We start from the raw sequence: 23,902 nt of genomic DNA, 5'->3' as shown, positions 1-23,902 counted from the left end.
AGTACGCCTTGTTCGAGGCCGACTTCCACGCGGCCGCGTCCGGCTGAGAACGGCGGTTCACGACGCCCCGGCGCCACACGGGCGCGACGGCCGACCGGCGAGGATCACCCCTCGTGGACGATCACGATGTCGTCGGGGTGGAGGTGGCAGAACACCCGGTCTCCGACGTGAAGCGCCGCCTGGCCGGAGCTCTCGTTGGCGACCACCGCCGTGAGCACGAGGCCGGCGTCGGTCCGGAGGCGCAGCTGGTCGGTGGCGCCCTTGAACAGCTCGTCCTCGACGCGCGCCTCGAAGCGGTTCTCCGGCGCCCCCTGCGGCTCCTTGCGGAGCGCGATCTTCTCCGGCCGGATGGAGACAAGGGTGCTCCCGGTCCCGCCCGCCAGGTGCTCGGCGTTGACGAGGAGCTCGAGCCCCCCGTCGAGCTGGACCCGCGCCCGCTCGCCGCTCCGCGAGAGGACGGTCGCGCGGAGGATGTTGGCCTGGCCGATGAAGCTCGCGACGAACGTCGTCTTGGGGCGGTGGTAGATCTGCGATGCGTCGCCGAGCTGCTCGATCCGGCCCTTGTTGATCACGGCGATGCGGTCGCTCATGGTGAGCGCCTCTTCCTGGTCGTGGGTCACGAACACGAAGGTGATCCCCAGCTTCTTCTGCAGCTCCTTGAGCTCCACCTGCATGGCGTGCCGGAGCTTCGCGTCCAGCGCCGAGAGGGGCTCGTCGAGCAGCAGGACCTTCGGGCGGCACACGATGGCCCGCGCGAGCGCGACCCGCTGTCGCTGCCCGCCGGACAGCTGCGACGGCTTGCGCTGCTCCATGCCCCCGAGCGACACCATCGCGACCGCGGCCCGGACCCGCTCGTCGATCTCCGCCCGGGGCACCTTCTTCATCCGCAGCCCGAAGCCGATGTTCTCCTGCACCGTCATGTGAGGGAACAGCGCGTAGCTCTGGAACACCTGGTTCACGTCCCGGCGGTACGGCGGCTCGTGCGTGACGTCCTTCCCCTCCAGCAAGACGGCGCCGCTCGACGGCGTCTCGAAGCCCGAGATCATCCGGAGCAGCGTCGTCTTGCCGCACCCCGAGGGGCCGAGGAGGGTGATGAACTCGCCCGCCCTGATCTGGAGGTCGACCTCGCTCACGGCGTGGAAGGCGCCGAATCGCTTGGTGACCGCGCGGAGCTCGACCATCACATCCATCGATTCACCTCGGAGGGCCGGCAGAGCGCGCGGGGGAGGCGGAAGAGGCGAACGAGGCGGAGACGAGCGGCGCTGGGCCACCCCGCGCGACGGCGCCGCATCAGGCCTCCGGCTCCTTGCGCAGGCCGAGCAGGAAGAAGAGCGAGAACAGGAGCAGGAGCGCCATGCCGAGCGCGGCGCCGAAGGGCCAGTCGCGCGCCTGACCGAACTGGTTCTGGATGACGTTGCCGATCATCGGCACGCGCGATCCCCCCATGAGATCCGTGATCGCGAACATCCCGAGCGCCGGGATGAACACGAGCAGGACGCCCGCGAGGATGCCCGGGCGGGTGAGCGGGACGATGACGTGCGAGAACGCGGACACGGGCCCCGCGCCGAGATCGAACGCCGCCTCGATCAGGGCGTTGTCGAGCTTCTCGACGCTCCCGTAGATGGGCAGGATCATGAACGGCAAATACGAGTAGACGAGGCCGATGACCACCGCCGTCGGCGTGTACATGATGTCGAGGGGGGTCGAGATGATCCGCAGGTAGAGGAGGAGCCCGTTGAGGAGTCCCTCCGACTTGAGGATCGACATCCACGCATAGGTCCGGATGAGGAAGCTCGTCCAGAACGGCACCATCACCAGCATGAGCAGCCGGTTCCGGACGCCCTCCCTCGCCCGCCCGATGAAGTACGCCACCGGATAGCCCGCGACGAGGCAGATCACCGTGGTGATGGCGGCGTACTTGATCGAGCTCAACAGGATCTTGAGGTAGGTCGGGTCGAAGACCCGGGCGTAGCTCGACAGCGAGAGCTCGAAGACCACCTGCCCGAGCTCGTCCCGCTCGCAGAAGCTGTAGACGAGCATGATCGCGGTGGGCGCCACGACGAAGGCGAAGAGCCAGAGCAGGAGCGGGGCGAGCAGCAGCCACCCGCGGACGCCCGGCCTCCGCCGGGCGCCCTGGAGCTCGACGACCTGCCCGGTGGCCGTGTTCATGACGCCCCGCCGCTCACTGCGACGCCTTGAGGTCGGTCACCAGCTTGTCCACGTCCGCGGCCACCTTGCCGATGTCGTGGAACGTCTCCATCCCCGCGAGCGGCGGGTAGCTCGCCGGGTTCGCGAGCTGCTCCGGCGTGAGCAGCTTGCGCGCCTCCGCGTTCGGGTTCGTGTAGGGGAACTTGTCCGAGATGATCTTGCTGACCTCGGGGCGGAGGATGTAGTTCATGAACATCTCCGCGCCGATCTTGTTCTGGGCGCTGTCGGGGATCACCAGGCTGTCGATCGCCTTGTGCGTCCCCTCCTGCGGCAGGACGAACTGGAACTTGTCCTTGTCCTCCTGGTAGAGCAGGGCCGCCTCCCCGCTCCAGACGACGCCGATGTCGACGTCGCCGTTGAGCAGCGCCGTCTTCGGGCTGTCGGAGTCGAACACCTTCACGAGCTTGATCCACTCCGCCAGGGTCGGCTTGACCTTCGCGAGGTTCTCGGGCGTGACGTCGTTGGGGTTCATCCCCATCGTCACCATGACCCAGGAGACCATCTCCCGGTTGTCGTTCAGGGCCACGATGCGCCCCTTGTACTTCGGCTGGAACACGTCCTTGAAGCCCTTCACGGGCTCCTTCACCTTCTGGGTGTTGACGACGATGCCCACGACGGTGCCCATCCACGGGACCGAGTACTTGAGCTCCGGGTCGTGCGGCTGGTTCCTGAACGCGGGCGCGATGTTCTTCAGGTTCGGGATGCGCGCTTGATCGAGCAGCTGCAGCTTCTTCTGCCGGATGAGCGCCTCTACCGCGTACTCCGACGGCTGGATGAGGTCGTACCGGGTGCTCCCCGCGAGGAGCTTCGACAGCATCTCCTCGTTCGAGGCGAAGGTCTCGTAGTTGACCTTGATCCCCGTCTCCTTCGTGAAACCGTCCAGGACCTCCTGCGGGACGTACTCGGACCACCCGAAGAGGTTGAGCTCGTCGCCGGGCTTCGGCTCGGGCGCCGGGGCGCTCCCCGAGGCGGCCGCCTGCTGCGGCGCCGGGCTCTCCTTCTTCCCGCAGCCGAGGAGGCAGAGGAGCGGGACGAACATCAGTATCAAGAGCGCTGAGATGCGTTTCATTGGCCTTTCCTTGTCTCGCCTGCGCCGGCGCAGGCCCCCGCGTTCGCGCCGCGCGCCGCTCCCCTTCAGCCCTCGTCGGGGAGCCGCCTCGCGGTGCCCTTCAGCGACTCGGCGACCACGACGAGCATCGCAGTCGCTGCGATGAACACCGTCGAGATCGTGTTCAGCATCGGGTTCAGACCGACCTTCGCCATGCCGAACACCTTGATCGGCAAGGTCTCGGACTTGGGCCCGCGGGTGAAGTAGGTGACGATGAGCTCGTCCATCGACAGCGTGAACGACATCAGCGCACCGGAGATGATCGCGGGCAGAAGGTAAGGCACCATGATCAGGAAGAACGCCTTGAGCGGCGTCGCCCCGAGGTCCAGGGCGGCCTCCTCGAGCGACGGATCGAGCCCCGCGAGCCGCGCCTGGACGGCGATCAGCACGAACGGGAAACAGAAGGTGACGTGCGAGATGATGACCGTCGTGAAGCCGAGATCGAGCTCCACCGTCTTGAAGAAGATGAGCAGGCTGATCCCCATGATGATCTCCGGGATGATCATCGGAATGAAGATCAGCGTCGTGATCGACCGGAGCGCGGGGAACCTGTACCGGTAGAGCAGGAAGGCGCCCGCCGTGCCGAGGGCGACCGAGAACGCCGTCGTGATCGCGGCGATGATCACGCTGTTGCTCAGCGACTCGATGAGCGGCGACCGCCGCTCGTCGCCCAGGTGGGCGACGAGCTCATCGAAGAGCTGCCGATACCATTTGAAGGTGAACCCCTCCCACACCACGCTCATCCGCGAGTCGTTGAACGAGTAGGCGACGAGGAGCAGGATCGGCAGATACAGGTAGAGGAGGACGAGCCCGCTCCAGCCGCCAAGGAGCCAATTCGACAGCTTGATGCCCGACATCGTCCGGAGTCGCATGCGGCGGCCTCGCAATCCGACAGGATCGCCGCGCGAGCTTATCGCTTGCAGAACGCCGCGCGCAACACATTGCCGAGTGGAGAGGAAGGGCGCGACGCAGGTGATCGCGGCCACGCTGGCTGTCGTTCGCGAGGGCGCGCCTGCACCGGCCGCACGCCCGCACGCCCGACCGAGCGCGCGCCCGCCGCATGCTGCGCGCGCGGCGGCTCCTTCCGTAGAAGCCCTTGACACCGCACTCTCCTCCGCTTACCGGCCCTGCATGACCGGGTCGTCGCGACGCCCTTCAGGTGAGGTCCCGTGAGCACCTCCCGCATCTGGACGATCGAAGAGGCGAACGCGCTCGTCCCGCGGCTCTCGTCGATGATCGGCCGGCAGCTCGCCCTGGCGAGCGACGTCGAGCGCTGCTGGCAGGAGCTCGTGCAGGCCGTGCAGAGCCCGGCCGCGACGCCCGATCAGCTCATCGAGATGGCGCGCAACGGCAGCGAGCTGGCGCGGGCCCGGGAGCGCGAGCTCTCGGAGAAGATCGCCGCGTACGAGTCCGGGTGGCAGGAGATCGAGGAGCTCGGGGTCGTCGTGAAGGACCAGCGGATCGGCCTCTGCGACTTCTACGGGCGCCTCGACGGCGCCCTCGTCTGGCTCTGCTGGCGCTACGGCGAGCCGGCCGTGGAGCACTACCACGGGCTCGAGGCCGGCTACGCCGGGCGCAAGCCGATCACCGCCGAGAGGCGCCGGCAGCTGCTCAACTGACGAGGCCCCCAGTGATCGATCGGAAGAGAGCGGCGTGGGCCATCGAGGAGTTCCTCCGCGCCCTCGGGCGCGACGTCGAGGGGGACCTCGCGGGCACGGGCGAGCGGGTCGCCGACGCGTGGGCCGACGACCTGATCGAGGGCGAGGCCATCGACGCGGCCGCGGTGCTCCGCGAGGGCGCCATGGAGACAGGCCCCTTCGAGCGCGGCCTCGTCGTCGCCCGCGACCTCGCCGTGACCACGATGTGCCCGCACCACCTGCTGCCGGGGCACGGCACGGGCATCATCGTCTACCTGCCGGGCGCGCGGGTCGCCGGCATCGGGACGCTCGCGCACGTCCTCGACGCGCTCGCGCGGCGGCTGACGCTGCAGGAGCGCATCGGCGGGCAGCTCGTCGAGCTCCTGGTCCGCGAGCTCGGCGCGCGCGGCGCGCTGTGCAAGCTCACGCTGACGCACACGTGCCTCATCGCCCGCGGCGAGCGCAAGGCGGGCGCACTCATCGAGACCGTCGCCGCCGCCGGCGAGCTCGCCGAGCCAGGCCCCGAGCGCGATCTCGCCCTCGCCGCGCTCTCCGGGGGGAGGGCGTGACCGACGTCGCGGTCGTCACCGGGCCGAGCCGCGGGATCGGCCGGGCGACGGCGCTCGCGCTCGCGCGCCGCGGCCTCTCCATCGCGCTGCTCGGCCCGCCGAGCCCGCGCCTCGACGAGGTCACCGACGAGGTCCGCCGCCTCGACGTCGCCGCGCTCCCGGTCCCCTGCGACGTCGCCTCCGAGGAGCAGGTGGCGCGCGCCTCCGCCGAGGTGGTGGCGTGGCTCGGCGCGCCCCGCGTCGTCGTGAACAACGCCGGCATCGTGAGCCGCGGCGCGAAGGTCCACGAGACCGCGCCCGCCGCCTGGGACGAGGTGATCGCGGTCAACCTCCGCGGCCCCTTCCTCATCTCGCGCGCGTTCCTCCCGGCCATGCTGAAGCAGGGGCGCGGCCGCCTCGTCCACGTCGGCAGCATCTCCTCGACCCTCGCGTGCCCGGGCAACGCCTCGTACGCCGCGTCCAAGTGGGGCCTCATCGGCCTCTCGAAGAGCCTGGCCGAGGAGCTGCGCGGGACGGGGCTCCAGTCCGTCGCCGTGCTCCCCGGCTCGGTCGACACCGACATGCTCGTCGGGAGCGGGTTCCCCCCGCAGATGAGCGCCGACGAGGTGGCGCGGCTCCTCGTGTACGCCGCGCTCGACGCCCCCGACGCCGTCACCGGCTCGGCCATCGAGATGTTCGGCTGACGGCGCGCCGCGCTCGCCTCCGCGGAACGCGCGACGCGAAGGGGACGGCGGACTGCCGAGCCCGATGTGGATGTGCGTGGCGCCGCCACACCCAACCCCCCCGCGTGCTACCCTGCGGCCCGTGGACACGACGCCTCCGCGCCCGGGCGACCTCAGTGCGGCATTGCCCGAGCTGCCGCTGTTCCCGCTGCCGCAGACGGTGCTCTTCCCCGGCGCCCTGCTGCCGCTCCACATCTTCGAGCCGCGCTACCGGGCGCTCGTGCGCGACGCCCTCGGGACGCACCGCATCCTCTCCGTCGTCCTCATCACGGACCCCCGCGCGCTCGACGCGCACGGCCACCCGGCCATCGCGCAGGTGGCCGGCGCCGGCGAGATCATCGATCACGCCGAGCTGCCCGGGGGCCGCTACAACATCATGCTGCGGGGCCGCGCCCGGGTCCGCCTGGCGGAGCGCCCGTTCGTGCCGCCGTACCGCACGGCCGCGGCGACGGTCCTCGAGGACGAGCCCGGGGAGGTCCCGGCCCAGGATCACGCCGCGCTCATCTCCACCGCGGCCTCGTTCGCGGCGCTCGTCCGCGATAGGGACAGCAATTTCGAGTTCCGGCTGCCGCGCGACGCGGCCACGTCGCTCGTCGCGGATCTCTGCGCCCACCACCTCATCCTCGACGCGCGGGAGCGGCAGGCGGTGCTGGAGACCCTCGACGTCGTCGCGCGGGTGCGCCGCGTGACCGAGGCGCTCGCGCTCCAGCAGCTCGCGCTCGCCTCGGCGGCGCGCGACGTCAACTGAGACCCGAAGCGCCGGCCTGCCCGCATGGGCCCGCGCGGCGCACCTGAACACGGGTCCAGAAGGGGCTCCGGGGCGGATGCGGTCGTCCCAAGATCGAGTAGGCTGCGCCGCCTATGGCGACCTCTCGTTCAACGGAACCCTCGGCCCCGATCATCGTCAAGCACCCGGGGTGTCCCCAATGGGGACTCGGATACCTCGTCGAGGAGCGCGACGAAAAGCGCTTCTACGATTTCGAGGATGGCCTCAATCACTCCATCGCCAAGGCTTTCTGGTCGAAGCTCGAGCCGGTGCAGCTCGGCGACGACGAGGCGAGCGCGCTCGAGGCCAGGATCCGCGGTCTCCGTGACCGGCCGTCGGCCGCCGCCAAGAAGCAGCGCGCCCGCGTCGTCGCGCCGCCGGTCACGAGCTTCGACGAGCAGGTCGCGAGCTTCGAGTCGCAGTTCGAGGGTGGGTTCGGGGGTCCGCAGTTCATCGCCGAGGAACGAGGCGCCGCCGGGGGCGAGGGGGCCGAGGGCCCGGCGAGCGGGGGGAAGAAGAAGAGCAAGGCCTTCAAGCAGGGCGCCATCGAGACCGCGCGCGCGCTCCTCGCCAAGGGCGAGCTCGAGGCGCTGCTCGCGGCGGGCAACCTGAACGATTTCATGGAGCGGATCACCAAGGTCCACAAGGCCGCGACGGGCCTCCTGCACCCCCTCGGCGATCTCATCCCCTTCAACAAGATGCCGGCCGAGCACCACCGCGCCTACGCCGAGGCGGTCGTGGATCTCCTCTATGGCGCGGGCGACTACGCCGCGCGCTTCGACCGGCTGGCCGGCGTGCTCGCCGCGGCCAAGGTCGTCACGTGGCCGCTCGTCACGATCCTCGGCGCGCTCGTCTACCCGGGCGAGCACGTCTTCGTGAAGCCCTCCTTCTACGAGAAGCAGGCCGCCGTGCTCGGCTTCGATCTCGCCTACGATCGCGCGCCGAGCGCCGAGGGGTATGCCCGGATGCAAGCGCTGGCGCGCGAGCTCGAGCGGCGCCTGCGCGAGCGCGGCCTCGCCCCGCGCGATCTGATGGACGTCTACGCGTTCCTCTGGCGCACGATCTCCCCGTCCAAGCCGGCCACGAAGTCCTGACATCCCGCGTCAGGCCGCCCTGCGCGACGTCGTGCGACGCCGCGCGGGGTGGTCCCCGGCGCCGCGAGGCGGCGCGGGCGCGGCCGGCGGCCCTCGACCCTCGACGCGCGGCGCTGGCCCGCTTATGCGACCTTCCCAAGGAGGGTCTCGCATGAAGGCTGCCGTGCTCGAAGCCGTGAAGAAGATCGCCGTTCGCCACGACGTCGCTCCGCCGCAGATCGGCCCGCGCGACGTCCTCGTCCGCGCGAAGGCGTGCGGCATCTGCGGCACCGACGTGCACATCTGGGAGGGCGATTTCTTCCCGACCTTCCCGCTGATCCCCGGGCACGAGCTCGCCGGCGAGGTGGCGGCGGTGGGCGACGAGGTCGAGGGCCTCCGGCCCGGCGATCGGGTGATGGTCGACCCGACGGTGACCTGCGAAGAGTGCCACTTCTGCATGATCAACCGGCAGAACCACTGCCTGAAGTGGAACGCGGTGGGCGTGACGCGCGACGGCGGCTTCGCCGAGCTCGTCCGGGTCCCCGCGAAGAACTGTTATCGCTTCGAGCGCGTCTCGTTCAGCGAGGCCGCCTTCTGCGAGCCGCTCGCGTGCGTCGTCTTCGGGCAGGATCGCGCGCGCATCGAGATCGGCTCGGAGGTCCTCGTCCTCGGCGCCGGCCCGATCGGCCAGCTCCACCTCCAGGCGAGCCTCGCGAACGGCGCCGCCGCGGTCACCGTCGTCGACGTCGTCGAGTCGAAGCTCGACCTCGCCCGCCAGCACGGCGCGACCGAGGTGGTGCTCGCCGACAACGCGCTCCAGGCGAAGCTCAAGAAGATCGCGCCCTACGGCTTCGACGTCGTCATCGACGCGACGGGCATCGCCCGGGTGCTCGGCGACTCGGTCCAGTACGTCAAGAACGGCGGCCGGTACCTCGTGTTCGGCGTGTGTGGGCCGCAGGACAAGGTCGAGATCTCGCCGTTCGAGATCTACCGGCGCGATCTCGAGATCATCGGCAGCTTCGCGATCAGGCGGACGTACGACCGGGCATTCAAGCTGATGGAGCGGGGCGCGATCGACGTGAGGAAGCTCCTCTCCGAGGCGATGCCGGTCGAGGAGCTCCCGCGCGGCCTCGAGATGATGAAGAGGGGCACCGCGCCCATGAAGCTCCAGGTCGTGTTCTAGCCGCGCGGCCTGCGCGCTTACAAAGCTTACGATTTTCTCGATTAGTTAAGAGTCGTTACGAAGATCACCGAAGTAGACGAAACTGCAAAAAGGACGCTTTCCATGGCCATCGTGATCGGAATCGACGTCGGGACCAGCGGCCTCAAGGCCATCGCAGTCGAAACGGAGCGCGGCGCGGCGGTCGCGTCGGCGCACCGCGAATACCCGCTCTCCACGCCGCACGCGGGGTGGGCCGAGCAGGATCCCGAGGACTTCGCCGCGGCGGCGCTGAGCGCCCTCGGCGAGCTCGCCCGCGCCCTCGGCCCGCGCCGCGACGACGTGCGCGCGATCGGGCTGACGGGGCAGATGCACTCGGCGGTCTTGCTGGACGAGGCGCAGGCGGTCATCCGGCCTGCGATCCTGTGGTGCGACACGCGCACCACGGCCGAGTGTGAGGCCATCCGCGCGAACCCGAAGGTCGGCGACGCGGGGCTGGCGCGCCTTGTCGGCAACCGCGCGCTCGAGGGGTTCACGCTGCCGAAGCTGCTCTGGCTGCGGGCGAACGAGCCCGAGGCGTTCGCCCGCGTCCGCGCGGTGCTCATGCCGAAGGATTTCGTGGGCTTGAAGCTGACGGGCGAGCTCGGGACGGACGACAGCGACGCGAGCGGCACGCTGGCGTTCTCGCCCGGGGATCGCTCGTTCAGCGCCGAGCTCCTCTCGGCGGTCGGCGTCCCGCGCGCGGTGTTCCCGCGGTCTGCGCCGTCGAACGCGCCGCTCGGCCAGCTGACGGCCGAGGTCGCGGCCGCGACGGGGCTGCCGGCGGGCATCCCCGTCGTGCGGGGCGCCGCGGACAACGCGGCGGGCGCGGTGGGGCTCGGCATCGTGCGCCCCGGCCGGGCGATGGCGTCGGTCGGCACGAGCGGCGTGATCCTGGCGCACACCGACTCGTGGATCGTGGAGCCCGAGATGCGGCTCCACAGCTTCTGCCACGCGGTCCCGGGCCGCTTCTACCTGATGGGGGTGATGCTCGCCGCCGGCGGCGCGCTCCGCTGGTACCGCGACGTCCTCGGCGACGGGGAGCGCATGGCGGCCGAGCTCCGCAAGGTCGATCCGTACGAGATCATCTCGGACACGGCGTCGACGGCGCGCCCGGGCGCGGGCGGCGTCGTCTTCCTGCCGTACCTGATGGGCGAGCGCACGCCGCACAACGACGCGGCGGCGCGCGGCGCGTTCGTGGGGCTGAGCGCCCGCACGACGAAGGCCGATCTCTCGCGCGCGGTGCTGGAGGGCATCACGTTCGGGCTCGCGGACTCGCTGGATCTGATGCGCGGCGTGGGGCAGACGAACGGCGCGGCGGCGGTCTCGATCGACGAGATCCGCCTGACCGGCGGCGGCGCGCGGAGCCCGTTCTGGCGCCAGCTGATGGCCGACGTCTTCGAGGCGCCGGTGGCGATCACGACGTCGACCGAGGGCCCGGCCTACGGCGCGGCGCTGCTCGGCGCGGCGGGCGCGGGGCTGTTCTCGTCGGTCGAGGAGGCGGCGGACGCGTTCGTCCATGTCGTGTCCCGGGTCGCGCCGGACGCGGCGCGCTCGGCGCGGTACCGGGAGATCCACGCGGTGTACCGGGGGCTCTACAACGACCTGCGCGGGCGGTTCCGGGAGCTCGGCAGGCTGGCGTGATGGAGTGACAGGATCCGGGCGGCCACGGTGGGCGTGAGGGCTTGCCGGGTCGCCCGGCGCCCGGAGAGGGTGTTCTCCGCGCGGAGAACCCCTCTCCGGGCGTCTGCCGCGGGCGCGGAGCCTGGGACGAGCTCAGACGACGCGGGATCAAGGCGCCTTCGGCAGATAACAGAGTCGCATCCACGGTCGCAGACTCGATGGGAGATCGCTGGCGAAGAGCCGGATCTGCTCGCGGTCGTCCGAGCGGAGCAGGATGCCGTAATTCTCCGTCTTGCCGCGAAGCCAATCCAGGACGAGCCTGGTCACGTCGAACGAGAGGAGGCCACCCTCCTTTACAATGGCCTTCACGTTGCCGGTGACGGCGACCGGAATGGGATCAAACCAATCCCCTGCGAAGGAAGCCCAGGATTCGCTCTCGTCCCAGTCCCTCAGCACGCGGTGCACGGAGATCGCTCCCGGCCCGCTCGTGCTCGCCACCCCCAGCCCGACGCGAGCCGTGAGGAGCGTCGCCCGCCGGGGGACCGAGGAGAGATCGAAGCGGAGCAGGGCGCGGCGGACCGCATCGGTGCCACGCGGCGTCCCCACGAGGAGATCGACGCGCTCGCCAAAGCTCTGATCGGGCTGGTCGCTCGCGATGTACGTATCGCGGACCTGGCCGGGAGTAACGCCGCCGCGCATGATCAGGCGGTGCTCGAGCGTGGATGCCTCGCCCGCGAGCACCTTCTCCAGGAACTCGTTGCGGACGCCAGCAAAGGCCACGCGCGCGAGCGCACCCGAGGCGTCGCAAAAATTGGATCTGGCGACGAATGAGCTCACGCCCGCCACGACCTCGACGCCATTCTGCTGGATCAGCGCTGGACCGCCGCTGTCGCCGTAGCACACGCCGCCTTGTGCGTTCGTCTGATCGATCACGATCGTGAGCGGCTCGACCTCGCTCACGCGCGCTTCGACCCTCCGGCGAATGGAGTTCTGCGCCGGGGTGCCGCCGTACCCCACGACGGTCACTGCGCTTCCGACCGTCACATCATCCGGCGCCGACGCAAGTGGGATCGGCGTGACATCGAGATCGCCCGCGCCGCTGGCAGTCACGACACAGACATCATAGTCGTGGTTGAACACGTTGTAACAGGGGTGAAGCCTGGCCGAATCATCATCGACATCAAGCGTCCTCGACGGCTCCAAGAAGTCGGGGCCGATCAGAACCTTCTTGGGAGGGGACAAGCAGCAGTGCGCGGCGGTGAGCACGTAGACCTTGTCGCCATCGGCGCTCCGGCGAACGATGGTGCCGCTGCAGCCTCCGTCGAGGGACACCACCGCCGTGCGCGTGTTGTCCGCCCGGGCGTCGGCGCCGACGATCGCTGACCGCTCCTCCCCGCTCTCCTCGCGCGCGCCGTTCTCGGTCGGTTGCGCGCAGGCCGCCGGCAAGAGCGCGGAGATGACCAGCCGGGCCACCGTGAGCGTTCTCATGATTTGACCTCCCCTCAGACCACCAAACGCTCGGCCGGCGCGCGCGACGCCATCACGCGTTCTCGACCGTTCCCGATGTTCATCCGTCCGAGAGGAATCTTGCTGGCGGTCCGGGCGCTGTCAATCGATCGTGCAGCGCTCCCGCGCTCGCACTGCAACCCGCACCCAGCACGAACGGCGGCCCCGATCAGCTTGGAAAGCTCATTTCCACCCATCTCGCGAAGAACGAGACGGCGCGCATTCTCCAGAGATCGCCCATTTCGCATCGTGAGCGCACGGATCGAGTCGGCACCACGCACAACGTGTCTGTCGGATCGCAGCGCGCGTAGTTCTCGTGCGCGACCGCGAACGGGACGCACCTGGCGGGTCGCGGGCTACCGGGGCCTCGGGCCCGTGCCGAGGATGTAGCGAATCCAGATCGGGAGCGCGGTGTCGAAGTCCGGCGAGAAGGAGTGCTGTTGCTGCTCGGCGTAGGGCTTGTGGAAGACCTCGGCGCCGAGCGCGCGCAGCCGCGTGGCGTCGCGCTGCATGCCCATCACGACAGGGATCGGCTTGCCGGTGCGATAGCCCTTCGGGAGCACAAGGAGCGTCTTCTTGATCCCGGACTGCCCCCAGTAGCGCCCGGCCCGCGCCAGGTAGGTCAAGCGAGCGGCGTGGCCGCCGCGCGCAAAGGCGCACGGAGAAGACTCTCTTTTGCCTACGCCGCCCGCACCCAGCCGCGCGACGTCTCCTCGAAATGCTCGGTGCTCGCGATCCCGAAGAGTCCGTCTTCCGGCTGCCAGAAATACCGCTCGATATGGATCTTCCTTCCATCGACGCGGATCACATTGAAGGCGTTCTGCTCGCCCCGGCCGCGCGTGGAGGTCGCGGTCCCGGCCTGGACGATCAGCGAGGAGTGGCCGCCCGCGTCGAAGCGCTCCGCGGAGTGCCCCGTGTGGCTCATGTGCAGGTGGCCGGACAGGATGACGTCGACGCCGCAGCCCGCGATCGCCGCCATCGCCTGCCTCGCGCGCCCGACGATCGCATGCGGCGAGTTCTCCGGCAGATCGAACGGGTGGTGCGTGACCACGATCTTCGTGATCTCGGGCCCTAGATCGCACATCCTCGCCTTGATCCCCTCGACCTGCCGCGCGTTGATGCGCCCGTCCTTGATGGTCAGCGAGCGCGCGGTGTTGATGCCCAGGACGGCGATCTCCGCGTCGAGGTGGAACGGCGAGAGGTCGTCCGTGATGTGGCTCCGGTACCTGTCGAGCGGGCGGAAGAACCGGTCGAACAGGTTGTAGAGCGGGACATCGTGGTTGCCAGGCACCACGATCCGCGGCGAGGGCAGCGCGTCGAGGAAGGCGCGCGCCTCGGCGAATTCGGCGTCGCGCGCCCGCTGGGTCAGATCGCCGGAGATCACGACCACGTGCGGATCGAGCCCCCCTATCCTGTCGATCAGCGGGCGGAGGATGGCCTTGTCGACGCGGCCGAAGTGCAGATCCGACAGGTGCACGAGCGTGCGCACGGCGCCTCACCCCTCCAGCGCCGCGACCGGGCGAAATGGGTCCTCCTGCCGCCGCGAGCCCGAGCGGAGCTCGGACGACAGCGGCACGATGACGCGCAGCGCTGCAGGCCGCACGCGATAACACAGCGGCGGCGCCATCCTGAGGACCTCACCGTCCGCGGCCACGTGGAGGCGGCGGTGGGGCGCCTCCACCCGGAGCTCCGTCGTTCGCAGGATACTGAAATCGTTCGATTGATGAATGCGCCCGACGACGGCGCTGGCGATGAGCTTGAGCGTGGAGAGGCGGCTCTCCGCGTGCGCCACGCAGACGCCGAGCTCACCCGAGCACGGCGGGCGCTGGCGGCCGATGTCCATGTCGCCAAGCTTGAAATCGTTGTTCGCGACGAACACGAACGGCGTCTCCAGCTCGACCTCCTGCCCATCCAGGACGAGCCGGAGACGGACGCGCTCGTGCCGCCGGATCCCGGAGACGGTCGAGAGCGCCAGGGCTATCCACTTGTTGAGCCCACGCCGCTTCCGGAGCGCCTCGCGGGCGCGCACGATGCCCGGATAGATCCCCAGCGTCGAGTTGTTCACGAAGACCCGGCCGTTGACCTCGCCGACATCGACCCGGACGCGCCGCCCCTCGACGAGCGTGCGCACGGCGCCCTCGAGCGCCAGCGGAACGCCGAGGTGCTTCGCGAAATGGTTCACCGTGCCGAGCGGAAGGACGCCCATCGTCTTGTCCGTGCCGGCGATCGCGGCAGCGACGGTGTTCACCGTCCCGTCGCCGCCGCCGGCCACGACGAGGTCGCAAGGCCCCCGCGCCACACGGCGGGCGAGCTCCCCGAGCTGCTGTCCCTTCTCGGCGCACAGCACCTCCGCGGCGAGGCCGCTCTCTTTCAGGAGCTCCCCGAGCCGCGCGCGCTGCGCCGCCGCGCGGTTCGACCGCGAGGAGCAGTTCAGGAGGACCGCCATGGATCGATGCTTCACCGTCGCTCTCCCGGCATGGGGCAAGGGCCCATGCCCACCCGACAGCGAGAAAGCAGATCGCGCGCCACCGCCCCGCGGCGAGCGGCCGCGACGCTCCGGCTCCGTCAGGCGGCGCGGAGCGTGGCGGATTGCCACGCTCGCCTCGGGCCGCGCGCCCACGCCAGAGCCCCCGCTCCTCAGCGCATGCCGAGCCCGCCGTCCGTCTCCATCCGAGGCCAGGTGAAGAAGAACGTGGCGCCGGCGCCCTGCTCGGACTCGACCCACGCGCGCCCCCCCTTGCTGAGCACGATCTTCTGGACGATCGCGAGCCCGATGCCCGTCCCCTCGATGTTGTCGCGCGCATTCAGGGTCTGGAAGATCTCCCATACCTTCCCGTGGTATCGCGGGTCGATCCCGGGCCCGTTGTCCTTCACCGAGAACTCCCAGAGATCGCCCAGCGCCCGCCCCCGCACATCGACGCGCGCGTCGGGGCGCTCGGCATACTTCAGCGCATTGCCGATCAGGTTCAGGAACACCTGCTCCAGCGGGATCCGCTCGGCGAGGAGCGTCGGCATGCCGATCGCGACCTCGATCGACGCGCCCGCAGGGACCGTGAGCAGGGCGACGACGTCCTCGAGGAGCTTCTGGACATCCACGATCTCGGGCTTGTCGCGGAGGCGTCCAGCGCGCGAGTAGCGCAGGATCCCGTCGATGAGCGCCTCCAGCCGGACCACGCGCGAGCGGAGGAGATCCATGTACCGGCGCGTCTCCGGCGTCGCCTTGTCCACGAGATCGTCCTCGATCCACTGCGAGAGGTTCGCGATGGCGCGGAGCGGCGCCTTCAGGTCGTGGCTCGCCACGTAGGCGAAGCGGTCGAGCTCGTTGTTGCTCCGCTCGAGCGCCTGGATGAGCTGCTGCGCCTTCCGGAACAGGTGCGCGTTATCCATCGCGATGGCGGCCTGAGCCGCGAGGCCGACCACCAGCTTCTCCGCCCGCTCGGTGAAGACACCCCGCTCGGAGTGCCCGAAGAACAGCCCGCCGATGACATGCCCCGAACGGGAGACCACCGGCACGGCAAGGTAGCTGACGACAGGCAAGTGGCCCTTCGGCATCCCGCGGTAAGGGGCGTTGTTCCCGTAGCGCGGGTCCTTCGTGACATCATCGAGCCGCACCACGCCCTCTCCGTTGAAGGTCGGCGCGAACACGTCCGTGTTGCGCGGCATCGCGAACCCGGAGAAGCGCTCTCGGGGCACGCCAGAGATGGTGTAGAGCATGTAGCTCTTCCCCTCGGCGTTCGTGACATTGTAAAAGAACGCGCCGAACTGGGCGCCGCTCAGGCGGGTGGCCGCGTCGGTCACCGCCTGCACGAGCTTCTCCAGATCCAGCTCGGCGGCGAGCTGCTTGCCAGCGCGATTGAGCAGCTCGAGCGTCTCCCCTTCTTCCTGGAGCCTGTCCTCCGTCTGCTTGCGCTCGGTGATGTCGAGGACGATCGTCCCCACGCCCATGACGGGCCCGCCGTTCGCCCGCACAGGCGCGTAATTGACCAGCCAGGAGCGCGGTCGCTCCGACGCCCGCGTCGTCCCCGTCACCTCGGCGGTGAACGCCTCGCCCGTCTCCAGGACGCGCCGGAGATTGGCGACGATCGCGTCGCTCATCTCCGGGAGAAGCTCGGGGATCGTCCTGCCGAGGTGCCCCTCGAGGGGGATCCCGTTGATGTCCGCCAGCGCCTGGTTGAGCCGCACCACGCGGAGATCGCGGTCGATCACCGCCAGCCCCGCGGTCGTGGCCTGGAAGAAGGCGTCGACCAGCGCGCGGTCCGCGGAGGAATCGTGCGGCGCAGGGCGCTCCTGATCGAGCCGCGCGGCCTCCGCCTCGCCGCGCTGCAGGGGCGCCGCAGCGGGCTCTGCCGCCGCGGGCGAGGCCGCTTCGGAGAGCTCCGCTGTTTCTTGACGCGAATCCGTGTTCTCCATGGACCTCGTGGACACAGGGTGCCCCACGACCTTAGCGCTCGAGTGCAAACACGACATCCGCCGTCTGTCGCCGTCTATCGCCGTCTGATACCAGGCCGTGCCCCGGCGCCAGCGCTGCAATGCGGGCTCAGCAGCCAAACACGGCCGGTCGCCGCGCACGACCGCATCCCCCTGCGCGCCGGCGACCGCCGGCTACCCGCCAGCGACGACCGGCCGGGCGAGACGGAAGCCCACGGCGCTGAAGCGATCCTCCGGGCGCGCGGCGAAGCGACCTGCCGCGCGGCACACCGCGGGGGGCCCGGAGCTCCACGCGCCCCCGCGGATCGAGCGGAGCCCCGGAGCCGCCGCGTCCGCTGGCTTTAGGCGCGCGATGCGGTCGACCACCGTGGGGCCGTCGGGCATCCACAGCTCGGCGCACCAGTCGCGGACGTTGCCCGCGAGGCCCCGGGCGCCGTGGGGGCCCTCGTCCGTCGGATGGTCGTCCACCGGCGCCGGGCTCGCGGGGCCGGGGCGGCCGCCCACCATGCAAGCCCACGTCGGCTCGGGCTCGTCTCCCCAGGGGAAGAAGCGCCCGTCGACGCCGCGCGCGGCCTTCTCGCGCTCGAGCTCGCCGACGAGGCGCCACGGCGCGCCGGTGCGCGCCTCCAACCAGGACGCGTAGGCGACGGCGCTGCGCCAGTCCACCGAGGCGACCGGGTGCCGCGCCTGCTCCGCGCGCGCCTGCGGGCCGAGCGCGAAGCGCCCGTCCCCGTCGCGCGCGAACAGCGGGATGTCCACGTCGCCGGCGATCGCGCGGGCCGCGCGCGGGCACGCCGCCGCGGCCTCCGCCTCGCGCCCGCGCGCGAGCAGATCGTTCAGGAAGGCGAGGTACTCGGCCTGCGTCACCGGGTGCCGCCGCACCACGAAGCCGTCGACCCAGATCCGGGACGCCGGCAAGCCGTCGCCGGCCTGCGGGTCTCCGCCGGCCGAGAAGAAGCCCGCCGGCACGTAGACGTCCTCTTCGCCGAGCGCCTCCGAGGGCAGGAGGGGCACGACGAACGGCTCCGCGCCGCCCGGACGCACGCCGTCCCAGTGCTCGCCGCGGCCGATCTTCACGGGGTACGACGCCTCGCGGTACCCGGGCGCGCGGATCGAGAGCAGGTAGCTGCCGCGCGCGAGGGGGACCTCGCAGAGCGGCGTGTGACCGAGGAGGCCCTGGGGCTCGGCGCGAAGCCGGCGCCCCTGCTCGACATAGCGGAGCAGCCAGACCTGCGCCCCCTCGGGATCGGTCCGCAGCGAGAGGGCCCCGGTGCCGCGGAGCAAGACCGCGTGCCGCTCGCGCGCGTGCGCCCTGAGGAACGCCTCGGCGCGCGCCGCGGCCTCGGCGTCGCGGGCCTCCTCGGCGGCCCGCAGATCGGCCAGGTGGGCGTCGGCGAGCGCCGCGTGCGCTTCGTCGAAGTCCGGGGCCTCGTTGAGCGCGGCGCGGAGCTTCTGGTGCCACGTCGCCTCGTCCAGCGCGGCGGCGCGGTCGAGCGCGCGCGCCTCGTCCTCGAGCGCCCACCCCTGCGCCTTCTCGGCGGCGGGCGCGAACGAGTCGAGGCGCCCGAGCACCGCCTTCGCCTCGGCCCGGAGGGCCCGGGCGCGCGCGCGCAGGCCCTCGATCTGCGGCGCCAGCGCGCGCGACTCCTCGACCAGGGCGCGCGCCCGCTCGCGGCGGCGGGCGCCGTCGAGGAAGCCGCGGATCTCCGCGGCGAGCACCTCGGCGCTCGCGTAACGCGAAGGCGGATCGCGCGCCATCGCCCGCTCGCAGATCGCGATGAGATCCCGAGGGATCTGGTCGGGGCACCGGACGGCGAGCCGCTCGGGCGGCCGCTGGACCACCTGCGCCAGGACGGCCAGCGCCGTCCCCCGGAACGGGGGCTCGCCGCAGAGGAGCTCGTACAGGACGGCCCCGAGGGCGTACACGTCGCTGGCGGGCCCGAGCTGCTCGGCCTCGCCGCGCGCCTGCTCCGGGGGCATGTAGACCGGCGTCCCCAGGACCAGGCCCACGTGCGTGTGGTGGCCGCTGTCCGGGAGCGCGTCCGCCAGCGCGCCGCGCGCGGTCGCGCGGGCGATGCCCCAGTCCATCACGAGGACCTCGCCGAACTCGCCGATCATGACGTTGTCCGGCTTGAGATCGCGGTGGAGGACGCCCTGGCCGTGCGCGTACGCGACCGCCTCGCAGACGCGGACGAAGACGTCGAGCACGCGGCGCAGCGCCTCGGGCGAGGGGCCCGCCTCGCCCGAGGCGTGGAGCGCGCGGATCAGCGCGCTCAGCGTGCGGCCGCGGACCTCCTTCATCGTGAACCAGAGCTGGCCGTTCGGGAGCATCCCGCAGTCGTGGACGGGGACGATCCCTGGGTGCTGAAGGCACGCCGTGAGGCGCGCCTCGTCGAGGAAGCGCGCCCGGCCGTCCGCGTCGTCTTGCCCCTCGACGCGCAGCAGCTTCATGGCGAGCACGCGGCCCATCACGCGATCGCGCACGCGCCGCACCTCGCCCATGCCCCCGCGGCCGATGAGCCCGAGATCGTCGTAACGGTCCCAGGGCCACGCCGCGACCGGCGCGTGGACCGCCGGAGGCGCGGCGCTCGGGCGGCGCTCGGCCGCCGCCGATGCGTCCCCGGTCAGCCCGGGCGCGTCGCCGGCCGGCGCCGCCGCCGGCGCCTCCCCGCCGGGGCCCGGCGCGCCTCTCGGCGCCGCCGGCGCGTCCCGGACCACGGTCGCCGGCAGCTCTTCCGTGAGGCTGCGCGCCGCGTGCTCGGCGAGCGCCCGCTGGATCTCCGCGCATGCCGAGGGAGACAGGTGCAGCTCACCCGCCAGCTTCCTGAGGAGTGCCGCGGGATCGCTCATGGGGGCCTCGCCTTCGACGCCGTTGATGTGGTCGGCGGCAGCATCTTACGCTGCATCCATGGCGGTCTTGAAGCATGAAGCCCACGGCGTTCGCGTGACGCTCCCGTCGCGCGCGCGGGTCGGCCGGGCGCGCGACTGCGCCGTGCGCCTCCAGGACCGCTGCGCCTCCGGCGAGCACGCCGTCCTGTTCTGGGACGGGGCGCGCTGGTGGATCCGCGACCTCGGCAGCACGAACGGCACGCACGTCGGCGGCCGGCGGCTCACGTCCGCCGAGCGGGCCGCGCTCGACGCGGGGACGGAGCTCGTGTTCGGCGGCGACGCCGAGCGCTGGATCGTGGAGGAGGCCGGCGCGCCCGTCACGAGCGCGCGGGCCGAGCTCACCGGCGAGGTGCGCGCGGCGGAGGAGGGCCTGCTCGCGCTGCCGGACGCCGCCGACCCCCGGGTGACGCTCTTCGAGGATCAGCACGGCGTCTGGCAGATCGAGATCGACGGGAGCACGCGCCCGGCCGTGGATCAGGAGCGCATCGAGGCCGGCGGCGCCTGGGTCCTGCGCGTCCCGCCGCAGGCGCTCGACGCCGCCGTGCCGACGACCGCGTCGAGCGCGGCGAGCCCCAAGCTCCTCGGCCTCACCGTCCTGCGCTTCGAGGTGAGCCACGACGAGGAGCACATCGCCGTCGCCCTGGTGCAGGGGGACAAGGTCATCCAGCTCGCCGCACGCGCCCACCACGAGCTGCTCCTCATGCTGGCGCGCTCCCGGCTGCGCGACAGGGAGACCGGGCTGCCCCCGGCCGAGCGCGGGTGGCGCTACGTCGATGACCTGCTCGGCAAGCTGCGGCTCGACCTCCATCACCTCAACGTCAACGTCTTCCGCGCCCGCCAGCAGCTCGCGCGCGCGGGCGTGCTCGACGCCGGCTCGCTCGTCGAGCGCCGGACGACGTCGCGGCAGATCCGGCTCGGCACCGAGGCGGTCGAGGTGGTCCGGTACTGAACATCGGGCCGCGGACGGAGCGCGCCGGCCCTCGCGCGTGACCGCCTGTCATCGACGCCGCGGCCGGGAGGATCCAGGTTTCCTCTCGTCGACGCCGGGCGAGGCCGCGCGGGTCGCGCGTCGTGAACACGCGCGCGACCGCGCCGCCGCCGGAGCGCGGGCTGGGCAGGGCCTGCGCGCTGCGATCGATGCTGTCGTGATCGTCATCCCAGGAGAGAGCGCAACCATGAGCAACGATGCAGACTCAACGTTCGGTGCGCCCGCCGCTGGCGCTTCCATCTCGACGCGCAGCCCGGCGAAGGCCAAACCGGGCTCCGGTGTGACTGACCAGATCCCGCCGGACGTGAGGCTCAGGATCTTCTCGAACGCGGATCTCGTCCGGATCGTGGCCCTCGGGAGCAACGGTGTTTCCAATGGCCAGCTCACCTTCCAGGCGCAGACGGAGTACTGGCGGTGGGCGAGCACGCTCACCTTCTCGAACACGCTGACCTTCACGTCCGAGGTGATCCCGAGCTTCACGGCGCCGGCGCTCGACGCGTTCCTGGACGTCGTGAGCCCGAGCAACCAGTTCACGGCCCCCCGGAACCCGACCCAGGGCGACTGGACGCAGGGGACGCGCTCCGTCCCGGGGACCCGCACGGGGTACCTTTACCGGTTGCCGAGCCCCGACGACAGCCAGGTGAAGATGGGAGTCCTGTTCGAGAAGGACAACCAGACATCGGCCCTGATGGCGGCCGCCTGGTACGTGAACACGCAGGCGCCGAGCAACGGCCTTGCGTTCAACAAGAAGATCTTCACGCGCACGCTGACCCGGGTGGGCGGGACGCACCCGAACGCCATCGAGGTGGGCACCTGGTATTATCTCCTGATGGGCACGCCCTGACCTAGGGCAGGGGCGAGAGCGGCGCGGCGGGGTCGCCTCCGGGCCCGCTCGAACGCGCGCGCCGCCTCAGAGGAACGGGGCAGAGCGCCGCTCCGGCTCCCGAAGAGGGATATGCAGCTCGCGCTGGGGAATCGGGACGACGATCCCCTCGGCGTCGAGCCGCTCCTTGAAGTGGCGCGTGAGCTCGAGCCGCGCCGGGAAGAAGTCGGCGGGGAGGGTCCAGGCGCGGACGAGCAGGTTGACCTTCCCTTCCGCGAGCTCGACGACGTCGACCGACGGCGCCGGCTCCGGCAGCACGCGCGGCTCGCTCGAGAGGACGTCCCGCAACGTGGCGATTGCGTGAGCGATGTCGGCGGTGGCGCTGACGCCGATCGTGAGGTCCATGCGCCGGCGCTGCGCCCGGGTGAAGTTCTGGATCTTGGCGGACCGGACCTTGGAGTTCGGCAGCGTGATCGGGACGCCATCGAAGCTCGTCAGCCTGGTCTGGAACACGTCGATGGCGTCGACGACCCCGGAGGTCCCGTCGACCTCGATCGCGTCGCCGACATCGAACGGACGGAGCACGAGCAAGACCAGCCCGGCGGCCACGTCCGACAGCGTGTCCTTGAGGGCGAGGCCGACGGTCAGACCCGCGGCGCCGAGCACGGCGAACAGGCTCTTCGTGTCCACGCCGAAGCGCTCGAGCACGGCCATGGCGGTGACCGTCAAGATGGTGAGTCGACTTACACTGGCCAGCAGGGGGATGAGGGTCGCGTCGACCTGCGTCCATTTCTTGCCGAGCGACCGCACGCTCCGCGCGGCCCAGGCCGCGGCCGTCCACCCGACGACCGCGATGAACAGCGCGCTCGAGACGCCGGGCCCGTGGCGCTCCAGGAGCTCGATCGGCGTGCCCCACGTCGCAATCCCCTGCTCCACTGCGCATCCTCCTCGGCTTCGACGCCGCGCGCGACGCCGCGCGCGGCCCAGCGCCGGGGTGTCTCCGCGCGCGGCCGGCGGGAGTCAACCGGCGAACGTGAGGAGGCGGCGGAGCCGCTGCGCCACGAGCTCCACGCCGTTCACGAGGCCCCGGAGGACGTGGGCGGTGACGTCGTCCTTCGCCGCCCGCGTGGCGCGCATCGGGCGCGCCGCGAACCACGCGAGCTCGCCGGCGACCGCCTCGACCAGAGGCCTGCGCATCGACAGCCAGCGCGCGCACCACGCGGCGAGGGGCGTGTCGCCCTCCACGGTCGCGACGTACTGGAGCAGCTCGACGAGGTCGACGCCGTGCCGCATCCCGAGGAGCGTGCCGCGGTAGGACCTCTCGGTGCTGAGCAGGTGATCGGCGAGGTGATCGCGCAAGGCCGAGAAGGCCGCGCCCACCATGCTGCCGCCCGCGCTGATGGGCAGCCCGCGCTCGCGGAGGAGCGGGCGGATCTCCGACAGCGTGGCCTCCGCGTGGCTCGAGACCGCCCGCATGGCGCGCGCCGGCGGCGCATCGCCGAGGCGCTCCGCCTCGATCCGCGGGTGGATCATCGCCGAGCGCTCCGTCTGGAACAGCTCCCGGACAAGGGTCGTGAGGAACGCGCGTCCTCTCCGGCTCTCTACCTGCGGCCCGGACTCGTCGCCCAACAGGCCGCCCTCGCCATTCGTCGCTCCGTTGCTCTGAAGTTCGTGCATGGTCGCCCCCTCTCCTCTTCTCGCCGGGGCGTCAGGACCGGCTCGCGGCGCGCCGCGCTCCGGTCTTCGCCCCCGAGGTCGTCTTGCGCGAGGCCCCGCTCGCGGCGCGCCGCGCTCCGGTCTTCGCCCCCGAGGTCGTCTTGCGCGAGGCCCCCGCACCGCCGCGGCGGGCCGTGCCCTGCGCGGCGCGGGAGCGGCCGCTCGTCGACGGGGCCGAGGAGCTGCGCGAGCGAGCGCTGGACGCGGCGCTCTTCTTCGCCCTCGCCGGCGCCTTCTTCGCCGCCGTGGTCCGTCCGGCGCTCGCCGCGGCGTTCCGCTTGCGGGTCGCCGCCGCCTTCTTCGCCGCCGCGCTCCTCGCGGCGGCCGGCCGCGCCTTGGACGCGGCGCCTCCCTTGCGGCCCCCCTTTTTCGCCGGCTCCTTGTTCACTGGCTTGCCCACCCCCGATCCCGACTTCTTCCCCCCGCCGGTCATCTTGTTGACGGTCGCCCAGGCCCGCCGCTCGGCCTCTTCCTCGGAGACCCCGCGCTTCTCGTACCCCTCTTCGATGTGCTCGGCCTGCCGCTTCTGCTTGGTCGTGTAGCTGGATTTGTCGCCTCTAGGCATGGTGCCCTCCTTGCGCCTGCTCCACCTCGCGGGTCGGCAGCTCCGTCGGAAACGCCGGCTTGCCCCGTCGTGAGAGCGTGAGA

At 71.3% G+C, this 23,902-nt stretch carries 21 protein-coding genes and 1 pseudogene; 9 read left to right on the top strand and 13 right to left on the bottom strand.

Annotation, left to right across the window (positions count from 1 at the left end; translation table 11 throughout):
• Nucleotides 1–104: 104 nt before the first annotated feature.
• The 4 genes from WMF34_RS47485 to WMF34_RS47470 form a co-directional block, all read right to left on the bottom strand.
• A complete protein-coding gene (locus WMF34_RS47485) occupies nt 105–1,190 on the bottom strand; it encodes an ABC transporter ATP-binding protein (protein ID WP_012241914.1) in 1,086 nt (361 codons plus the stop codon).
• A 100-nt stretch (nt 1,191–1,290) separates the two neighbouring features.
• Entirely contained in the window at nt 1,291–2,169 is an 879-nt protein-coding gene (locus WMF34_RS47480; protein WP_012241913.1) for an ABC transporter permease, read from the bottom strand.
• Nucleotides 2,170–2,182: 13 nt separating this feature from the next.
• On the bottom strand, nt 2,183–3,277 hold the full coding sequence (locus WMF34_RS47475) for a polyamine ABC transporter substrate-binding protein (RefSeq protein ID WP_437991967.1): 1,095 nt from the start codon (nt 3,275–3,277) through the stop codon (nt 2,183–2,185).
• Nucleotides 3,278–3,342: 65 nt separating this feature from the next.
• On the bottom strand, nt 3,343–4,188 hold the full coding sequence (locus WMF34_RS47470) for an ABC transporter permease (protein WP_012241911.1): 846 nt from the start codon (nt 4,186–4,188) through the stop codon (nt 3,343–3,345).
• Between the two features lie 297 nt (nt 4,189–4,485).
• Between WMF34_RS47470 and WMF34_RS47465 the strand changes: the two genes are divergently transcribed.
• The 7 genes from WMF34_RS47465 (at nt 4,486) to xylB (ending at nt 10,925) form a co-directional block, all read left to right on the top strand.
• A complete protein-coding gene (locus WMF34_RS47465; RefSeq protein WP_012241910.1) occupies nt 4,486–4,935 on the top strand; it encodes a DUF2203 domain-containing protein in 450 nt (149 codons plus the stop codon).
• A gap of 11 nt (nt 4,936–4,946) precedes the next feature.
• Nucleotides 4,947–5,522, top strand: a complete 576-nt coding sequence (gene folE / locus WMF34_RS47460; protein WP_012241909.1) for a GTP cyclohydrolase I — start codon at nt 4,947–4,949, stop codon at nt 5,520–5,522.
• Entirely contained in the window at nt 5,519–6,205 is a 687-nt protein-coding gene (locus tag WMF34_RS47455; RefSeq protein WP_012241908.1) for an SDR family NAD(P)-dependent oxidoreductase, read from the top strand. Before folE ends, WMF34_RS47455 begins: the two co-directional genes overlap by 4 nt.
• A gap of 121 nt (nt 6,206–6,326) precedes the next feature.
• Complete coding sequence (locus tag WMF34_RS47450; RefSeq protein WP_437991966.1) at nt 6,327–6,992, top strand: LON peptidase substrate-binding domain-containing protein; 666 nt, start codon at nt 6,327–6,329, stop codon at nt 6,990–6,992.
• Between the two features lie 113 nt (nt 6,993–7,105).
• A complete protein-coding gene (locus WMF34_RS47445; protein ID WP_437991965.1) occupies nt 7,106–8,104 on the top strand; it encodes a hypothetical protein in 999 nt (332 codons plus the stop codon).
• Nucleotides 8,105–8,255: 151 nt separating this feature from the next.
• Nucleotides 8,256–9,266 (top strand): zinc-dependent alcohol dehydrogenase family protein, encoded by a 1,011-nt coding sequence (locus tag WMF34_RS47440; protein ID WP_012241905.1) that lies wholly within the window; start codon nt 8,256–8,258, stop codon nt 9,264–9,266.
• A 102-nt stretch (nt 9,267–9,368) separates the two neighbouring features.
• The gene (gene xylB, locus WMF34_RS47435; protein WP_012241904.1) at nt 9,369–10,925 is read left to right on the top strand and encodes a xylulokinase; all 1,557 of its coding nucleotides are present in this window, start codon (nt 9,369–9,371) and stop codon (nt 10,923–10,925) included.
• Between the two features lie 147 nt (nt 10,926–11,072).
• Here xylB and WMF34_RS47430 read toward each other — a convergent pair whose 3' ends face one another.
• The 6 genes from WMF34_RS47430 to WMF34_RS47405 form a co-directional block, all read right to left on the bottom strand.
• Nucleotides 11,073–12,392 carry a DNRLRE domain-containing protein gene (locus WMF34_RS47430; protein WP_437991964.1) on the bottom strand — a complete coding sequence of 440 codons (1,320 nt, stop codon included), beginning with the start codon at nt 12,390–12,392 and terminating at the stop codon, nt 11,073–11,075.
• 374 nt (nt 12,393–12,766) lie between these two features.
• The gene (locus WMF34_RS47425) at nt 12,767–13,036 is read right to left on the bottom strand and encodes a hypothetical protein (RefSeq protein WP_437991963.1); all 270 of its coding nucleotides are present in this window, start codon (nt 13,034–13,036) and stop codon (nt 12,767–12,769) included.
• Nucleotides 13,037–13,089: 53 nt separating this feature from the next.
• Nucleotides 13,090–13,899: a metallophosphoesterase family protein gene (locus WMF34_RS47420; protein WP_437991962.1), complete on the bottom strand. Its 810-nt coding sequence runs from the start codon at nt 13,897–13,899 to the stop codon at nt 13,090–13,092.
• Nucleotides 13,900–13,905: 6 nt separating this feature from the next.
• Nucleotides 13,906–14,856 (bottom strand): diacylglycerol/lipid kinase family protein, encoded by a 951-nt coding sequence (locus WMF34_RS47415; RefSeq protein WP_437991961.1) that lies wholly within the window; start codon nt 14,854–14,856, stop codon nt 13,906–13,908.
• Between the two features lie 191 nt (nt 14,857–15,047).
• The gene (locus tag WMF34_RS47410) at nt 15,048–16,820 is read right to left on the bottom strand and encodes a sensor histidine kinase (protein WP_437991960.1); all 1,773 of its coding nucleotides are present in this window, start codon (nt 16,818–16,820) and stop codon (nt 15,048–15,050) included.
• A 192-nt stretch (nt 16,821–17,012) separates the two neighbouring features.
• Nucleotides 17,013–19,688: a protein kinase domain-containing protein gene (locus tag WMF34_RS47405; RefSeq protein WP_437991959.1), complete on the bottom strand. Its 2,676-nt coding sequence runs from the start codon at nt 19,686–19,688 to the stop codon at nt 17,013–17,015.
• Nucleotides 19,689–19,746: 58 nt separating this feature from the next.
• Here WMF34_RS47405 and WMF34_RS47400 point away from each other — a divergent pair, with 58 nt between their 5' ends.
• Together WMF34_RS47400 and WMF34_RS47395 are read left to right on the top strand one after the other, a co-directional pair.
• Complete coding sequence (locus tag WMF34_RS47400; protein ID WP_437991958.1) at nt 19,747–20,676, top strand: FHA domain-containing protein; 930 nt, start codon at nt 19,747–19,749, stop codon at nt 20,674–20,676.
• A 319-nt stretch (nt 20,677–20,995) separates the two neighbouring features.
• Complete coding sequence (locus tag WMF34_RS47395) at nt 20,996–21,559, top strand: hypothetical protein (protein WP_437991957.1); 564 nt, start codon at nt 20,996–20,998, stop codon at nt 21,557–21,559.
• Between the two features lie 66 nt (nt 21,560–21,625).
• Here WMF34_RS47395 and WMF34_RS47390 read toward each other — a convergent pair whose 3' ends face one another.
• From WMF34_RS47390 to WMF34_RS47380, 3 genes and pseudogenes are all read right to left on the bottom strand, one after another.
• Nucleotides 21,626–22,474 (bottom strand): mechanosensitive ion channel family protein, encoded by an 849-nt coding sequence (locus tag WMF34_RS47390; RefSeq protein WP_437991956.1) that lies wholly within the window; start codon nt 22,472–22,474, stop codon nt 21,626–21,628.
• Nucleotides 22,475–22,558: 84 nt separating this feature from the next.
• A complete protein-coding gene (locus WMF34_RS47385) occupies nt 22,559–23,215 on the bottom strand; it encodes a hypothetical protein (protein WP_012241894.1) in 657 nt (218 codons plus the stop codon).
• A 301-nt stretch (nt 23,216–23,516) separates the two neighbouring features.
• Nucleotides 23,517–23,819: pseudogene (locus WMF34_RS47380) on the bottom strand (hypothetical protein); the annotation flags it as partial.
• Between the last annotated feature and the right edge of the window lie 83 nt (nt 23,820–23,902).

The sequence above is a fragment of the Sorangium sp. So ce145 genome (assembly GCF_051525985.1).
Lineage (GTDB): Bacteria > Myxococcota_A > Polyangia > Polyangiales > Polyangiaceae > Sorangium > Sorangium cellulosum_B.
This window is presented reverse-complemented; position numbering and strand designations above follow the sequence as displayed.

Coding starts and splice junctions, on each gene's coding strand:
- WMF34_RS47400 (WP_437991958.1), top strand. CDS start 19,747: ATGGCGGTCTTGAAGCATGAAGCCCACGGCGTTCGCGTGACGCTCCCG.
- WMF34_RS47475 (WP_437991967.1), bottom strand. CDS start 3,277: ATGAAACGCATCTCAGCGCTCTTGATACTGATGTTCGTCCCGCTCCTC.
- WMF34_RS47405 (WP_437991959.1), bottom strand. CDS start 19,688: ATGAGCGATCCCGCGGCACTCCTCAGGAAGCTGGCGGGTGAGCTGCAC.
- WMF34_RS47385 (WP_012241894.1), bottom strand. CDS start 23,215: ATGCACGAACTTCAGAGCAACGGAGCGACGAATGGCGAGGGCGGCCTG.
- xylB (WP_012241904.1), top strand. CDS start 9,369: ATGGCCATCGTGATCGGAATCGACGTCGGGACCAGCGGCCTCAAGGCC.
- WMF34_RS47410 (WP_437991960.1), bottom strand. CDS start 16,820: ATGGAGAACACGGATTCGCGTCAAGAAACAGCGGAGCTCTCCGAAGCG.
- WMF34_RS47430 (WP_437991964.1), bottom strand. CDS start 12,392: ATGAGAACGCTCACGGTGGCCCGGCTGGTCATCTCCGCGCTCTTGCCG.
- WMF34_RS47485 (WP_012241914.1), bottom strand. CDS start 1,190: ATGGATGTGATGGTCGAGCTCCGCGCGGTCACCAAGCGATTCGGCGCC.
- WMF34_RS47440 (WP_012241905.1), top strand. CDS start 8,256: ATGAAGGCTGCCGTGCTCGAAGCCGTGAAGAAGATCGCCGTTCGCCAC.
- WMF34_RS47445 (WP_437991965.1), top strand. CDS start 7,106: ATGGCGACCTCTCGTTCAACGGAACCCTCGGCCCCGATCATCGTCAAG.
- WMF34_RS47415 (WP_437991961.1), bottom strand. CDS start 14,856: ATGGCGGTCCTCCTGAACTGCTCCTCGCGGTCGAACCGCGCGGCGGCG.
- WMF34_RS47470 (WP_012241911.1), bottom strand. CDS start 4,188: ATGCGACTCCGGACGATGTCGGGCATCAAGCTGTCGAATTGGCTCCTT.
- WMF34_RS47480 (WP_012241913.1), bottom strand. CDS start 2,169: ATGAACACGGCCACCGGGCAGGTCGTCGAGCTCCAGGGCGCCCGGCGG.